The organism is Brevundimonas sediminis, from assembly GCF_048799765.1.
Taxonomy (GTDB): Bacteria; Pseudomonadota; Alphaproteobacteria; order Caulobacterales; family Caulobacteraceae; genus Brevundimonas.
The window spans coordinates 13,838-27,862 of the sequence record NZ_JBLYQK010000030.1 but is presented as its reverse complement, the minus strand read 5'-3'; the positions used below and the strand labels follow the sequence as shown (position 1 = coordinate 27,862).

General features: G+C 69.2%; 16 protein-coding genes, 3 tRNA genes and 2 pseudogenes. 16 read left to right on the top strand and 5 right to left on the bottom strand.

The genetic code is table 11. The features are described 5' to 3' along the window. From ACLQ7T_RS13565 to ACLQ7T_RS13555, 3 genes and pseudogenes are all read right to left on the bottom strand, one after another. Positions 1–251: pseudogene (locus ACLQ7T_RS13565) on the bottom strand (efflux RND transporter periplasmic adaptor subunit); the annotation flags it as partial. A 106-nt stretch (positions 252–357) separates the two neighbouring features. Next, entirely contained in the window at positions 358–723 is a 366-nt protein-coding gene (locus ACLQ7T_RS13560; protein ID WP_420479900.1) for a hypothetical protein, read from the bottom strand. Between the two features lie 104 nt (positions 724–827). Next, positions 828–902 (bottom strand) — tRNA-Thr (locus ACLQ7T_RS13555). Positions 903–1,137: 235 nt separating this feature from the next. On the opposite strand from ACLQ7T_RS13555, the gene ACLQ7T_RS13550 reads away from it, so the two are divergent. The 15 genes and pseudogenes from ACLQ7T_RS13550 to ACLQ7T_RS13480 form a co-directional block, all read left to right on the top strand. Next, the gene (locus tag ACLQ7T_RS13550; protein ID WP_420479899.1) at positions 1,138–1,383 is read left to right on the top strand and encodes a hypothetical protein; all 246 of its coding nucleotides are present in this window, start codon (positions 1,138–1,140) and stop codon (positions 1,381–1,383) included. A gap of 102 nt (positions 1,384–1,485) precedes the next feature. Then, positions 1,486–2,775 carry a UDP-N-acetylglucosamine 1-carboxyvinyltransferase gene (gene murA / locus ACLQ7T_RS13545; RefSeq protein WP_420479898.1) on the top strand — a complete coding sequence of 430 codons (1,290 nt, stop codon included), beginning with the start codon at positions 1,486–1,488 and terminating at the stop codon, positions 2,773–2,775. Further along, complete coding sequence (locus ACLQ7T_RS13540) at positions 2,765–3,265, top strand: DUF2948 family protein (RefSeq protein WP_420479897.1); 501 nt, start codon at positions 2,765–2,767, stop codon at positions 3,263–3,265. The genes murA and ACLQ7T_RS13540 overlap by 11 nt, the downstream gene beginning before the upstream one ends. Beyond that, entirely contained in the window at positions 3,262–3,723 is a 462-nt protein-coding gene (locus ACLQ7T_RS13535; RefSeq protein WP_420479896.1) for a UPF0262 family protein, read from the top strand. The genes ACLQ7T_RS13540 and ACLQ7T_RS13535 overlap by 4 nt, the downstream gene beginning before the upstream one ends. Positions 3,724–3,947: 224 nt before the next feature. Beyond that, a complete protein-coding gene (infA, locus tag ACLQ7T_RS13530; protein ID WP_003164348.1) occupies positions 3,948–4,166 on the top strand; it encodes a translation initiation factor IF-1 in 219 nt (72 codons plus the stop codon). Between the two features lie 12 nt (positions 4,167–4,178). Beyond that, on the top strand, positions 4,179–4,754 hold the full coding sequence (locus tag ACLQ7T_RS13525) for a Maf family protein (RefSeq protein WP_420479895.1): 576 nt from the start codon (positions 4,179–4,181) through the stop codon (positions 4,752–4,754). After that, the gene (locus ACLQ7T_RS13520; protein WP_420479894.1) at positions 4,751–5,797 is read left to right on the top strand and encodes a S1 domain-containing protein; all 1,047 of its coding nucleotides are present in this window, start codon (positions 4,751–4,753) and stop codon (positions 5,795–5,797) included. Before ACLQ7T_RS13525 ends, ACLQ7T_RS13520 begins: the two co-directional genes overlap by 4 nt. 2 nt (positions 5,798–5,799) lie before the next feature. After that, positions 5,800–5,976: a DNA gyrase inhibitor YacG gene (locus ACLQ7T_RS13515; RefSeq protein ID WP_420472262.1), complete on the top strand. Its 177-nt coding sequence runs from the start codon at positions 5,800–5,802 to the stop codon at positions 5,974–5,976. 63 nt (positions 5,977–6,039) lie between these two features. Beyond that, a tRNA-Phe gene (locus ACLQ7T_RS13510) sits at positions 6,040–6,115 on the top strand. A 668-nt stretch (positions 6,116–6,783) separates the two neighbouring features. Further along, positions 6,784–7,674 (top strand): tonB-system energizer ExbB, encoded by an 891-nt coding sequence (gene exbB, locus ACLQ7T_RS13505; protein ID WP_420479893.1) that lies wholly within the window; start codon positions 6,784–6,786, stop codon positions 7,672–7,674. A gap of 5 nt (positions 7,675–7,679) precedes the next feature. Beyond that, a complete protein-coding gene (locus tag ACLQ7T_RS13500; RefSeq protein WP_420472264.1) occupies positions 7,680–8,117 on the top strand; it encodes a biopolymer transporter ExbD in 438 nt (145 codons plus the stop codon). 16 nt (positions 8,118–8,133) lie between these two features. After that, the gene (locus ACLQ7T_RS13495; RefSeq protein ID WP_420479892.1) at positions 8,134–8,853 is read left to right on the top strand and encodes a TonB family protein; all 720 of its coding nucleotides are present in this window, start codon (positions 8,134–8,136) and stop codon (positions 8,851–8,853) included. Between the two features lie 145 nt (positions 8,854–8,998). Next, positions 8,999–9,745 (top strand): M48 family metallopeptidase, encoded by a 747-nt coding sequence (locus ACLQ7T_RS13490; RefSeq protein ID WP_420479891.1) that lies wholly within the window; start codon positions 8,999–9,001, stop codon positions 9,743–9,745. A 250-nt stretch (positions 9,746–9,995) separates the two neighbouring features. Then, positions 9,996–10,072: transfer RNA gene (locus ACLQ7T_RS13485), tRNA-His, on the top strand. 279 nt (positions 10,073–10,351) lie between these two features. After that, positions 10,352–10,870, top strand: a pseudogene (locus tag ACLQ7T_RS13480) (methyltransferase domain-containing protein); the annotation flags it as partial. Between the two features lie 163 nt (positions 10,871–11,033). Here the strand turns inward: ACLQ7T_RS13480 and ACLQ7T_RS13475 are convergent. After that, positions 11,034–12,875, bottom strand: coding sequence for a patatin-like phospholipase family protein (locus ACLQ7T_RS13475; RefSeq protein WP_420479890.1), 1,842 nt, complete (start codon positions 12,873–12,875; stop codon positions 11,034–11,036). Between the two features lie 132 nt (positions 12,876–13,007). After that, on the bottom strand, positions 13,008–13,406 hold the full coding sequence (locus ACLQ7T_RS13470; RefSeq protein ID WP_420479889.1) for a DUF1489 family protein: 399 nt from the start codon (positions 13,404–13,406) through the stop codon (positions 13,008–13,010). A 311-nt stretch (positions 13,407–13,717) separates the two neighbouring features. On the opposite strand from ACLQ7T_RS13470, the gene ACLQ7T_RS13465 reads away from it, so the two are divergent. Further along, on the top strand, positions 13,718–14,014 hold the full coding sequence (locus ACLQ7T_RS13465; protein WP_420479888.1) for a putative quinol monooxygenase: 297 nt from the start codon (positions 13,718–13,720) through the stop codon (positions 14,012–14,014). Positions 14,015–14,025 lie beyond the last annotated feature (11 nt).

The following is a 14,025-nucleotide window of genomic DNA, read 5'->3' as shown; positions in this document are numbered from 1 at the left end:
CCCGGGGCCGGGGCGACGCGGCCGGGCAGGCGCAGCTCCGACCCGCCGCCGCGCGCGACGGTGGTCAGGCTGATCCCGGCGGCGGCCGCCTGTTGCTCGGTCAGGGCGACGAAGCCTTCGGGCGCCTCCGGCCCTTCGGCATGGGCTTCAGGGGAGGCGGGCGGGGCCATCAGGCGGGCGACGCCGAACCCGGCGCCGAGGGCGATGACGACGGCGGCGCCGGTCATCAGCCAGTGTTTGCGGGTGGTCATGGGTGTCCTCTTCGGGCCCGCGGGCGCGCCGCATCAGGGCGCGAGCCGGCGCGGGCCGGGTGTCTGATCAGGATGAGGGAGGCGCACGGCGGTCAGCCGCGCGGGATCAGACCCGTGGCGGGCGTTCGAGGCCGTGGGCGGCCTGCAGGGGCGCGCCGGCGGAGGAGGTCCAGCGCGGGGCGTCGTGCGACAGGGCCAGAAGGCCCAGCGGCGCGGCGGGGGCGTGGGGCGAGGCCACATGCGGGGCGTGGCAGCAGCTGTGGCCGCAGGCGCCGATGCAATGCTCGCAGGCCGGATCCTCGCACGGCGGCGCGAGAGGGGCGGCGGCCCGGGCCTGGACGGCCTGAACCGACGGGTCCACCGGCTCGACGCGGGCCACGGCGGCCGACGCCGGCCACACCGCGCCCATGGCGAACAGCATCACGGCCAGAAGGCCGAGCCGGTTCATCAGGAGTTGTGCGCGCCGGAGCATGGAGGGGACCTAGCACGGGGCGATCACGCTGTCGCGGACGGGGTGTCGCAGGGCGCGCGGCCAAAACAAAAGGCCCGATCCGTGGGGACCGGGCCTCTGTTTAGTGGTGCCGCCGGGCAGGATTGAACTGCCGACCTCAGCCTTACCAAGGATGCGCTCTACCACTGAGCTACGGCGGCGAAGACCCGTCCAGGGACGGGTCAAACTCTTTCCGGACCGAACTCTGAGCGTCGCCGCAAGAGCGGCTCCACCGAGTTCGTTCGCGAGGAAGCGGCCCTATAGCCAACGTCGCGGCGGGGGGGAAGCCCTGATTTCAAAAAGTTCGCAGATCAACGACTTTCGATCGTGGAGAACCTCGGCGTTAACGGTGTCCGGGTCTTGCGCCGGGGCGCGGGGCGGGCTCTGATCCGGGTCATGGACAAGCCCGTCACGACCGCGCCCGAAGCTGCAGCCGCCCCGGAGGTCATGCCTTCCGTGCCGGCGGGGGCCCCGGTCGAGTCGCCATCGAAGGCCGCGGCCGCCGAGGTCGCCGCGCCGTCGGCGCCCGCCGAGGCCGCCGAACGGGCCCGGGCCGAAAAGGCCCTGCGTCTGGCCAAGGCGCTGCGGGACAATTTGCGCCGCCGCAAGGTCGCGGCGAAGCCTGCAAGACCGAGCAACTGAAGTTCATCGCGCCGGGCGTTCAGGCGGACTTTCGCTGACCCCGTCGACCGCGCTAGATAGTCGACCCGCCGAAGCCCCCCGTTTCGGCCTGCAAGAGACGACATGGACAGCATCGCCATCACCGGCGGCGCCCGGCTGAACGGAGTGATTCCCGTCAGCGGCGCCAAGAATTCCGCCCTCAAGCTGATGGCCGCCTCGATCCTGACGGATCAGCCGCTGCTGCTGACCAATATGCCGCGTCTGGCGGACACGAAATTCCTGGGCAAGCTGCTGCAGGCCCTCGGCGTCGAGGTGACCGAGCGCGACGGCGCGAACGGGCAGGAGACCCTGTTCGACGGCCGCACCATCAGCTCGACCTTCGCCCCCTATGATCTGGTCCGCCAGATGCGGGCGTCGTTCAATGTGCTGGGGCCGCTGCTGGCGCGCACGGGCGAGGCCAAGGTCTCGCTGCCGGGCGGCTGCACCATCGGGGCCCGTCCGGTGGACCTGCACCTGCAGGCCCTGACGGCGCTGGGCGCCGAGATCGAGCTGGACGAGGGCTATGTCACCGCCCGTGCGCCCAGGGGGCTGCAGGGCGCCGAGATCGAGTTTCCGTTCGTCTCGGTCGGCGCGACCGAACACGCCCTGCTGGCCGCGGTGATGGCCAACGGAACGACGGTGCTGCGCAGGGCGGCGCGGGAGCCGGAGATCGGCGACCTGGCCCGCTGCCTGACCGCCATGGGCGCGAAGATCGAGGGCGTCGACACCGACGTCCTGACCATCACCGGCGTGACCTCGCTGGGCGGGGCCGAATGGTCGGTGATTCCCGACCGCATCGAGATGGGCTCCTACGCCGTCGCCGCCGCCATGGCCGGGGGCGAGGTGCGCCTGACCCGGGCCCGCCCGGAGCTGATGACCGCCCTGACCGAAAAGATGGTCGCCGCCGGCGTCGAGGTCAGCCCGACCGAGGACGGGGTGATCGTGAAGCGTGATCCGGCGCAACGGCTGAAGGCGGTGGATCTGGAGACCGAGGTCTATCCGGGCTTCGCCACCGACCTGCAGGCGCAGTTCATGACGCTGATGACCACGGCGGAGGGCGAAAGCACCATCCGCGAGACCATCTTCGAGAACCGCTTCATGCACGCGCCGGAGCTGGCGCGGCTGGGGGCCGACATCCATGTCGGCGCCGGCGAGGCGGTGGTGAAGGGCGTCGAGGTCCTGCACGGCGCGCCGGTGATGGCGACCGACCTGCGGGCGTCGGTGAGTCTGGTCATCGCCGGACTTGTCGCGCAGGGTGAGACCACGGTCGGCCGCGTCTATCATCTGGATCGCGGTTTCGAGCGTTTGGAAGAGAAGCTGGGCGCCTGCGGCGCGAATATCCGGCGGATCAAGGGCGAGGCGAATGAGCACTGAGGCCGAGGGCGCGGTGGAGGACAGGGCGATCAAGTCGCCGATGGAGCCCCTGCGCCTGCTGGCCGAGGACGCCGACGACCTGCACATCATCTCGGTGGCCCTGCAGGACGCGATCATGCGTCCGGTGGACATCGTGTGGGAGCGGGGCGCCCGGCTGCTGACGGTGACCCTGAGCCGGTTCTGCTGGGAATGCGGCGGGACCCGGGTGATGGCCGCCATGCAGTTCGGCGACGTCATCGCGGTGAAGAGCCGCCGCCTGCCGCGCGGACCGGAGAATGCGCTGGAGCTGCTGGCCATGCATTTCGAACCCGGCGAGGCGCCGGGCGGACGGATCATCCTGATGTTCGCCGGCGGCGGCGACCTGAGGGTCGACGTCGAATGTCTGGACGCGGTGCTGACCGACCTGTCCGAGCGCTGGCCCGCGAAGATGGCGCCGACCCATCTGGAAGGGTCGCTGGAAGCCGCCCTGAACGGCGCGGGGGCCGCGTGAGCGATCATCGCCTGACCTCGATCACCCTGGACGCGACCACCCTGCCGGCGGCCTCGGCGGAGATCGAGCACGAGCGTCGCGTCGCCATCTTCGATCTGGTCGAGAAGAACAGCTTCGAGCCCGCGGGATCGGCGGGCGGGCCCTATGCCCTGACCCTGTCGTCGCAGGACGGACGGCTGGTGTTCGACATCACCGGCCCGCAATTCGCCAGGGCGCACGGCCTGTCGATGTCGCCGCTGAACAAGACGATCAAGGACTACATCGACATCTGCGACAGCTATTATGAAGTGCTGCGCGGGACCGATGTGTCGAAGATCGAGGCGATCGATATGGGGCGTCGGGGTCTGCACAATGACGGCGCCGAACTGCTGAAGTCGCGTCTGGACGGCAAGATCGCCGTCGACCACGAGACGGCGCGGCGGCTGTTCACCCTGGTGACGGCGCTTTATCGGCGCTGACGCGCCGAAGGGATTAGGGATTAGGGATTAGGGACTAGGAAGAATGGTGGGGCCGGGTGGCTGGTTTTTGCCTAATCCCTAGTCCCTAGTCCCTAATCCCTAAGTCGCCGCATCGCGGGCGACCTCGACTACCGCCGCATTTTGGGGCATATGGCCGCTCCTTCGGCGTGCGCTGCCGCCCGGCGCGCGTCGTCTACTCGTATCCAACGGGCGTGAGAGGCCGCATGGCTAAGGAAGAACTGCTCGAGTTTCCCGGCGTCGTCAGCGAACTGCTGCCGAACGCGACGTTCCGCGTGACGCTCGAGAACGACCACGAAATCATCGCCCACACCGCGGGCAAGATGCGCAAGAACCGCATCCGCGTGCTGGCCGGCGACAAGGTGCTGGTCGAAATGACCCCCTACGACCTGACCAAGGGCCGTATCACCTACCGCTTCAAGTAAGGACGGGCTCGCATGAGCCATCCTGAGCTTGTGCTGGCCTCGGCCAGCCCGCGCCGCGTGGAGCTGCTGGCGCTGGTCGGGATCAAGCCCGACCGAATCGAGCCCGCCGATATCGACGAGACCCCGCTGGCCGGCGAGACGCCGCCGCGCCTCGCCGCGCGTCTGGCCGTCGGCAAGGCGACCGTGGTCGCGGACCGCGCGCCGGACGCCGTGGTCCTGGCCGCTGACACCGTGGTGTCCGTGGGCCGTCGTTTTCTGGAAAAGGCCGCCGACGAGGCGGAATGCGTGCGCTTCCTGAAGCTGCTCTCGGGGCGGGGGCACCGGGTCTATACCGGCGTGGCCGTGGCGAAGGGCGGGCAGGTGCGCCATCGGGTCGTGGAGACCCGGGTGACCTTCAAGGTCCTGTCCGACGCCGAGATCGCCGGCTACGTCGCCTCGGGCGAATGGAAGGGCAAGGCCGGGGGCTACGGCATCCAGGGCCGGGCCGGGGCCTTCGTGACCCGGCTGGTCGGCAGCTATCCGGCCGTGATGGGGCTGCCGCTGTATGAAAGCGTGAACCTGCTGCAGGGCGTGGGCTGGAAGCCGTGACGCTTGAGGTCTTCCTGGACGACACGCCCGGAGAACTCAGGGCGGTGGTCGAACGGAACGGCCGCGCCGAACACATTCTCATGGAACGGGCGGAAGACCCGGCGCAGACGCGGCTGGGCGCCCGCTCGGTCGCGCGCGTGCGGCAGGCCGCGCCGGGGCTGAAGGGCGTCTTCCTGGATCTGGGCGCGGGGCTTGAGGCCTTCATGCCCGTGAAGGGGGGCGAGAGCCCGCCGGTCGGGGCCAAGGTGGTGGTCGAGATCAGCGCCGAAACCCGCGAGGACAAGGCGCCGGTGGCGCGGCGTCTGGGGCCGGGGGAGGGGGAGCCGCGCCTGCTGGCCGCCGGTCCGACCCTTATGGAGAGGCTGGCGCGGCTGGCGCCGGGCGTGGAGCCGGTCACCGGTCGCGAGGCGATCGAGGCGGGTCTGCGGGCGATCGAGGCGGCCCGGACCCCGGCGACCGGCCCCGGCGTGCGCATCCACGTCGAGCGGACCCGCGCCATGATCACCGTCGACGTCGACCTGAACGCCCACGACATGGGCCGGGCGCGCCCGCGGGACGAGACGAATCGGCTGGCCCTGCGCGAGGCGGCGCGGCTGATCGGGCTGAATCGCTGGGGCGGTCTGGTCGCCATCGACCTGATCGGCGCCGGTCATGACGGCAAGGCGATCGAGTCGGCGGCCCGCGCGGCGTTCGCAGCCGCCTTCGCCGGCGGGTCGGTCGATCCGGCGTCGATCCAGTACGGGCCGGTGAACCGCTTCGGCGTGCTGATGCTGTCCGTGCCGTGGAGCCGGACGCCGCTGGAGGAGGTGCTGTACGCTGATCCCGCCGGTCGGGTCCCGCGGCCCGGGCAGGCGGCGCGCGAGGCGGTGCGGGCGTTGCGACTGGCCTTGCTGTCGGACACCGGTCGCGCGCGGGTGACGCTGCGGGCCGGGACGGAGGTGGCGGCCCTCGCGGCCCCCTGGGTGGCGGAACTGGGGCCACGGGCCCATCTTAAGGCGGATGATGCGATGCCCCGCACCGACGCCGTGATCGAGACGGACTGACCATGGCGACCTGCCCCATCTGCACCCGCGCGCCCGCGGATCCCAAGTACAAACCCTTCTGCTCGAAGCGTTGCGCGGACGTCGATCTGCAGCGCTGGTTCACCGGGGGCTACGCCATTCCGGTGCGCGAGGACGAGCCGACGGATGACGGCGAACGCAGTCCTTTCAAAGAAGACTGACAGAGGCGCTTGCCACCGGGAAAGGGCTTGTCTATAGACCCCGCTCCCTCGCTTCGGCGCGGCGCCCGGGTAGCTCAGTTGGTAGAGCAGCGGATTGAAAATCCGCGTGTCGGTGGTTCGAATCCGCCCCCGGGCACCATCTCCCTTGAAATCAGGATGGCTTGCGGTTCCGGCGCCGGCGCGCGCGCGGATTTCCCGCGCCTGCGGCGACCGCATCAGGGATAGTGCGTACAGGCGCGCCCGGGCCGCGGTCGAGGGAAGGGGGCGCGGGCGCGAACTGCGACAAACTGCGTCACACTGAAATGTATCGTTGTTTGGTGTGAATGACCCCGTTCATACAGGTTAACGGGTCGGCTCGTCCCGGGTGCGCGACAACCGTGGAATGAAATTCCATTGTGCGGTGCAATATTCCAAAACTATGATCCGGACGCCCCCTAAAAGGGTCGAACCTTCCGTCCAACCATCATGAAATTGACGCTTTCAACCTGAAACTTCCCCGATGAACGCGCGCGCTCTCCCCCGAGGGGAAAAGCGGCGTTGCGCACTTGACGCTCTGGTATGCGTTCGCCAAAGGAGCTTGACCGCTTTCCTTTGCGAGCGGCCGGGAGGGGTTGGGAAAACGGTTTCCCAAGGCCTGCCGACACCGCCCCGGGAGCCGTTCGGCAACCGGAAGCGTCAGGAGGCGTTCCGCCAATCGGGGTTCTTTGAATCCCGGCCTAGCGGACGAGATTTTCAATCGGGAGCGATCCGCACAGCGGTCCGCTCCCTGGGTTCCACGAGTCAGACCAAAGCAGGAACTGGCGAACTATGCTCGATATCAAAAAGACCAACATTCTTCTGGCCATGGCCGGCGCCGCCGTCCTGATGGCCGGTTCGCCGGTCCTCGCGCAGGAAACGGCCGCCCCGACCGCGGCGACCTCGACGGCCGCTCCGGCCGACGCCGCCGCCACCCCGGCTCCGGCCGCTGAAACCCCGGCTCCGGCCGCTGAAGAGCCGGCCGCCGAAGGCGGTCACAAGCTCACCGTCGCGACCATGTTCATGGACGCGGACATCGTCGTTAAGGTCGTGATGATCGGCCTGGTCCTGGCCTCGGTCTTCTCGTGGACCCTGCTGCTGATCAAGCTCTTCGAGTTCGGCTCGCTGAACCGCACCACCGACCGCTTCCTGGAATCGTTCCGCAGCGCCCGCACCATCGCGGACATGCGCAAGGTCGCGACCTCGGACGAGTTCGACGGCAACCCGCTGGCCGACATGGCCGCCGCGGCCACCGACGAAATCGAACTGTCGCGTCAGGCCGGCCTCTCGGTCACCGGCGAACACTCCGACTCGGCCCTGCTGCGCGCCCAACAAGCGACGTCGGCGGTTCAGTCGGGTCTGGCCAAGCGCCTGTCGGGCGGCCAGCAGTTCCTGGCCTCGGTCGGTTCGACCGGTCCGTTCATCGGTCTGTTCGGCACCGTGTACGGCATCATGAACTCGTTCATCGGTATCGCGAACACCAACACGACCAACCTGGCCGTCGTGGCCCCGGGTATCGCCGAGGCCCTGCTGGCCACCGGTATCGGTCTGTTCGCCGCTATCCCGGCGGTTATCTTCTACAACTACTTCAACACCCGCATCGCTGCGTTCGGCACCCGTTCGGACGGCTTCAACGCCGAGCTGATCAACGCCATCTCGCGTAACCTCGACAAGGGGGCGTAAACCCGATGGCCGCCAAACTTTCAGGCGGCGGCGGCGGTAAGTACGCCATCGAGCAGAACTCGGACATCAACGTCACGCCTTTCGTTGATATCATGCTGGTTCTGCTCATCATCTTCATGGTGGCGGCTCCGCTCGCCACCGTGTCGGTGGAGGTGAAACTGCCGGCTGCGGTCGCGAAGCCCGCGCAGAATCCGCCCAAGCCGTTCTACGTGTCGATCCAGAGCAATGGTCGCGCGTACATCGGTGACGACGAGGTGGACATCACTTCGGTCGGTGCGGAACTGGGACAACTGATCGGCAACAAGCCGCCGTCGGATGAGCGTATCTTCATCCGTGCGGACCAGACGACCCGGTATGGTGATTTCATGCAGGTCATGAATTCGCTCCAGGATCACGGTTTCTATTCCGTGGCTCTGGTCGGCGAAGACCAGTCGACTCAGTAAGGGAGACGGTTGATCCATGACTGACACAGTTGAATATCACCGCAGCCGGTACGACGCGCCGCGCAAGAAGGGCTTCATGGGGGTTCCCCCCGGCGTCCTGATTGTCAGCCTGCTCGTCGTTTGCTCCCTGTTCGTTCTGCTGGCGATCTACTTCGTCAACATGCAGTTCAAGCTGAAGGAAATCCGGTACACCGACGACGCGGTGGATGTGGAGATCATCGAGCCTCTGCCCGAGCCTCCGCCCCCGCCGCCGCCGCCGCCGCCGCCGACCAACGAGCCCCCGCCGCCCAAGCTGCAGGTGCGCGTCCCGGCGACGATCCCGACCAACGTTCCCGTCCCGCCGGTGGAAACCCCGCCGACGAAGAAGGAAGACCGGATCGAGAACACGGCTCCGCCGGTGATCACCACGACCCCGCCGCAACCGGCCCCCGTGCCAGCTCCGCCGCGGCCGTCGGTCATCACCAACCCGAGCTGGGCTCGCCAGCCGACGGTGGAATTCCCGGAACGCGCCTCGGCGCGGGGGATCGACAGCGGTCGCGTGGTCCTGAACTGCCTGGTGAACGCCAACGGTTCGATGTCGGACTGCAACATCGTGTCGGAAGATCCGCAAGGCGCCGGTTTCGGCTCCGCCGCGGTCGCCGGCGCCCGTCGCGCCCGGCTTTCGCCGCGGACCGTCGACGGCGCCGCCCAAGGCGCCCGGGTGAACTTCACGGTTCGCTTCCAGTCCGCGGACTGACCGGTCGTCGACCAGACCACAGGAACGCCCCGGAGCCTCGGCTCCGGGGCGTTTTTGCGTTGGGCGGCCGAGGGCGTGGCCCTTGTTTCGGAGCCTTTCCCGGGGAATGACGTTTCAATCGGCCAAGCTTCCGGAGAAAGCCGCGATGAAACGCCCCGTCCTGATCACCCTGACCGCCGCCCTGGCCGCCACCGCCCTGTCGGCCTGCGCCTACAACGACACCCTCGGCCGGAACCAGTTCGTCCTGGTGGATGACAGCGCCCTGACCCAGCAGTCGGACGCCGCCTGGGCGGAGGCCCTGCGGACCCAGCGGACGTCGAACGACGCCGCCTCCCTGAACCGCATCCGGACGGTGGGCGGCCGCATCGTCAACGCCGCCGGCCTGGCCGACCGGCGCTGGGAATACGCCCTGTTCGTCAGCGACGCGCCGAACGCCTTCGTCCTGCCGTCGGGCAAGATCGGGGTGACCACCAGCCTTCTGGCCCTGGTCCGCAACGATGACCAACTGGCCGCGGTCCTGGGCCACGAGGTCGGCCATGTCGTCGCCCGCCACGCCGCCGAGCGCTACTCGACCAACGCCGCCGCCGGTCTGGTGCTGAGCGGTGTGCAGGGCGCCGCCGGCGACTACGGCCAGGCGGCGGGCGCCATCGGCGGCCTGGGCGCCCAGCTGGGCGTGCTTCTGCCGTTCTCGCGCCGGGACGAACTGGAGGCGGACCGACTGGGCGTGGACTACATGCATGCCGCCGGATACCGCCCGGCCGAGTCGATCGCCCTGTGGCGACTGATGGCCCAGCAACGGCAGGGCTCGAACCCCGAGTTCGCCTCGACCCACCCGTCGGACAGCACCCGCATCGCCCAGCTGGAGCAGTACATCGCCAGCCGAGGCTGGTGAGGGCGGCTGCCGAGCGGGCAGGGCGGCGCCCGGATGGTCGGGCAGCGAGCCCGGAAAGTGGCCAGTGATTGGTGATTGGCGGATGACAGGGACCCGGGTTCGTGGGCACGGGTTGCGGTCCGGGCCACCCACCAGCCATTAATCACCAATCACTTTCCGGGCTCCGTCCCGGAGGGCGTCGCACATCGCGTCAATTCCTCCTTGATCCCCCGGGGCGACGCAGCTAAAGACGCCGCTCGCGCGGATATGTGCAGCCTTAGCTCAGTTGGTTAGAGCGCCGGTTTGTGGAGCCGGAGGTCCTCAGTTCAAACCTGAGAGGCTGTACCATCGCCTTCCACGCTTCTCCCAGAAACAGTGTTGCTGTCTGCCGTGCGGTCTGCGCGTGGGAAGTGATTGGTGGTTGGTGATTAGTGGATGGCCGGCAGTGAGCGACCGCACGGTCCGCGCCGCCCCTCCGCCGCCAGCCAAGGCCAGGCGCCGGGCAAATGCCGAGACCACAGAGCTCCTTTCAGCGGAAGGGCGGCGCAGGCCGTGCCGCTGCAGGCTGTTAGCCATCCACTAATCACCAACCACCAATCACTTGCCCGGCGCCGCCCCTGACGGCCTATGCTCACACCTATGAGCCACGCACAGCCCCTCTGGGACCCCCGACAGTATCGCCGGTTCGGGGCCGAGCGGGATCGGCCGGCGCTGGACCTGCTGCTGCGGCTTCCGGCCGACCTGGAGCCCCGCACGATCGTCGATCTGGGCTGCGGGGCAGGCCAGCATGCCGCCCTGCTGAAGCGGCGTCATCCGCAGGCCCGGGTCACCGGCGTGGACGCCAGCGCGGCCATGCTGGAGCAGGCGCGGGCGCTGGGCGATGATGTGGCCTGGGTCGAGGGGGATCTGGCCGAATGGCGGCCGGAACAGCCGCTGGACCTGATCTTCGCCAACGCCTCGCTGCAGTGGCTGCCGGACCATCGCGCCCTGCTGGGGCGGCTGACAGGGCTGCTGGCGCCGGGCGGGGTGATCGCGGTGCAGATGCCGCTGGCCTGGGACACCCTGCATTACCGGACCATGCGGCGGGTGCGGACCGAGGGGCCGTGGGCCGACCGGCTGACGGAGCGGGAGAGCATCCAGGCGCTGCTGGAGCCCGCGGACTATTACGACGTGCTGGCCGGGGGGTGCGAGGACATCGACATCTGGTCGACCACCTATCTGCACGCCCTGACCGGCGCGGCGCCGGTGCTGGAGTGGATGAAGGGCACGGCCCTGCGACCGCATCTGGTGGCGCTGGCCGATGATCCGGCTATGACGGCCGACTGGCTTTCGGCGCTTTCCGACGCCCTTTCGCAGGCGTTTCCGCCGCGTCCGGACGGGGTGACCCTGCTGCCGTTTCCGCGTCTGTTCCTGATGGGACGTCGGCGGGCTGACGGCGGCGAAGGCCGGTGACGGGCCCGTCCAGGGCCTCCAGCTCGGCCACCGTGGCGCGATAGCCGGCGTCGACGGCGGGGGCGTAGGCCTTCCAGTCGCGGATATCGACGCCGTCGGGCGTGGGCTGGACCAGAATGTCGACGATCGCGCGCGAACGCTCGATCTCGGCGTCCGAGGTCAGGGTGGCCGAGCGCATCATGATGGAGACGATGGGCGGCCCCCGACGCCAGGCCCCTGTGGCCAGCAGGCGCCAGATCGACGGCGGGTGCTCGATCATGTGGGGATCGACGCCGCGCGCCTGCGACATGTCGATGCCGATGACCGGCCCGGCGTTCATCTGGCGCATGACCTCGGCCGGCAGGTTGTTCAGCACCGCCCCGTCGACCAGCACCTGCCGGTCCAGCACCACGGGCGGCAACAGGCCGGGGATGGCGATGGTGGCGCGCATGGCCCGCCGCATGCGGCCGCGGCGATGGATCTCGATCCGGCCCGAGGTCAGATTGGTCGAGACGGCGAAGAAGGGCAGCTGCAGGTCGGCCAGATCGACGTCGCCATAGGCCGCCTCCAGCAGGCGATCGACCTTCTTCGCCCGGCTCATGGCCAGCATGGGGAAGGTGATGTCGCTGAGCGGGTCGCTGTCGACGAAGGAGCGGCGGATGCGGTCCTCCAGCTGCTCCAGGGACCAGCCCATGGCCGGGCCGGCCGCGACCACGGCGCCCATGGAGGCGCCGCCGACGAAGTCGATGGGCACCTTCGCCTCATGCAGGGCCTTCAGGGCGCCGATGTGGGCGTAGGCGCGGGCGCCGCCGCCGGACATGACCACGCCCACGGCCGTGCCGGTGATGACCCGGGCGATGCGTTCGGCGTCGGCCGCGTCGCCCTCCATGGCCTGGAACCAGCGTCCCGGCTGGATGGCGTCGATCCAGACAGAGGTGTTGTGCGGCCGGGCCATGCGCGGATCGCGCAGCAGGATCAGGTCGGTACGGCGCTGGGCGTCCGGCGCGCCGGTGTGGGGCAGGGGGCGGTTGGGCGGGGCCAGCAGGCACTGGCCGACCACGAACAGCCGGTCGACCTGACGCGCGCACAGGGCGGCCCAGGCGGGCTCGTCCGCCTCGGCGACGTAGAGGACGAAGTCGTGGGAGTCCTCGACCCGGCTGAACCAGTCCGCCGCCGAGGACAGGGCCGAGTGGTCGATGACCTGACAGGTGAAACCGTCGGCCTCGATGGCGGCGGCGACGCGCTCGACGAAGGCGCGGATGGGGCGGGGCCGGGCGGAGACGAAGCCGAAGACGCTGGGCTCGCCCCCGCCGGAGCGGCGATCGCGGGCGCGCTGGATCATCAGGCGCGAAAGCTCGACCATCAGGTCCGGTTCGGTGCGGGCGGCCTCGAAGAAGGCGTCGCGCGGCAGGGCCAGCACCTCGGAGTCGCGCAGGGCGACGACGCCGGCGGTATGGGGGCTGCCGGCCAGCATGGCCATCTCGCCCGCCGGCTCGCCGGGGCGGATGACGCCGACGAACTGCGGCGGCTGGTCGTTCTGTTCGTGCCGGAACACGCCCAGCCGGCCGGAGCGCAGCAGATACAGGGTGTCGGCCGGATCCCCCTCGGCGAACAGGGTCTCGCCCCCGGTCAGCGCGAACCAGCTGGCCGGCGTGTTCCCGCCGCTTTCGAAGATGCGGTGCAGGGCGTCTGAGAGCCGGTTGGAACGGGCGGGGGACATGGGAGGGATTAGGAAGGGGCGAGGGTCGAGGGATGAGGGTCGAGGGAGGGTTAGATCAGCTTCGCTGTGAACGGGGAAGGGCCGGGGCGTTTCGGTCGCGGAACCTCGACCCTCGACCCTCATCCCTCGACCCTACCAAGCGCCGAGTTCACGCAGCTCCCGCGCCAGATCGTCGGGCAGGTCGGTGGCGTCGGCGGTCGTGAGGTCGGCGGGGGCGTCCTTCGCCTCAAAATATCGCCAGCCCTGGAAGGGACGGCGGGCGAGGGGGGCGGTGCGGATGACGCGGGGCTCCAGGGTGATCTCGCAGCGGCGGTTGGGGCCTTCGCCGAGGGTCGTGATGTCGAGGATGGGCTGGCGGCACAGGACCGAGCCCTTGATCACCCAGTAGAGGGAGCCGCCGTCCTCCATCTCGGCCGCGCGCTTGGGCGTCATCCGGGTGTGAACGATGAGCGGTTGGCCCTTGGCGGCGCGGGCTTCCAGCCACTCGACCTCGGAGACGCCGACGCAGAGCTTGATCATGTGCAGGGGCATGAGGGGCATATGGGCCGGTGCAGGGATGGACGCCAGCGGGGATGTGGCGGGTGATTGGTGATTGGTGACTGGTGATTATCTTTGGCGGCGCCTGTAGGCCCGCAGGGGGCGCCGGTTTCGAAGCCATCAAGCACCGGTCACCAATCACCAATCACCAACCACCAACCACTTTCCGGACTCCGGCCCCTGCCACTTCCACCCGAACCTTCGTCGCCATTCTGGTGAGCGGTGTTAACGTGCGCTGCGTAGTTTCCCTGTGAAGACAGGACCTTCACGGGGGCGTAGAGCCTTCCCCAGCGGAAGGTTTCGATATGTACGGACTGATCGGCCGGATGACGGCCAGGACGGGCCAGAGGGAGGCGCTGACGGCGATCCTGATGGAGCGGGTGGCGCTGGGGATGCCCGGCTGCCTCAGCTATGTGGTCGCCCACGATCCCGCCGACGCCGACGCCATCCGGGTGACCGAGGTCTGGATCAGCGAGGCGGCGCACCGCGACGCCCTGACGGACGAGGCGGTGAAGGCCGTGCTACGTCAGGGCCTGCCGCTGATCGCCACCTTCGAGGACGCGACGGTGACCACGCCGGTGGGCGGACTGGGGATCGGGTGAGGCTGGACGCC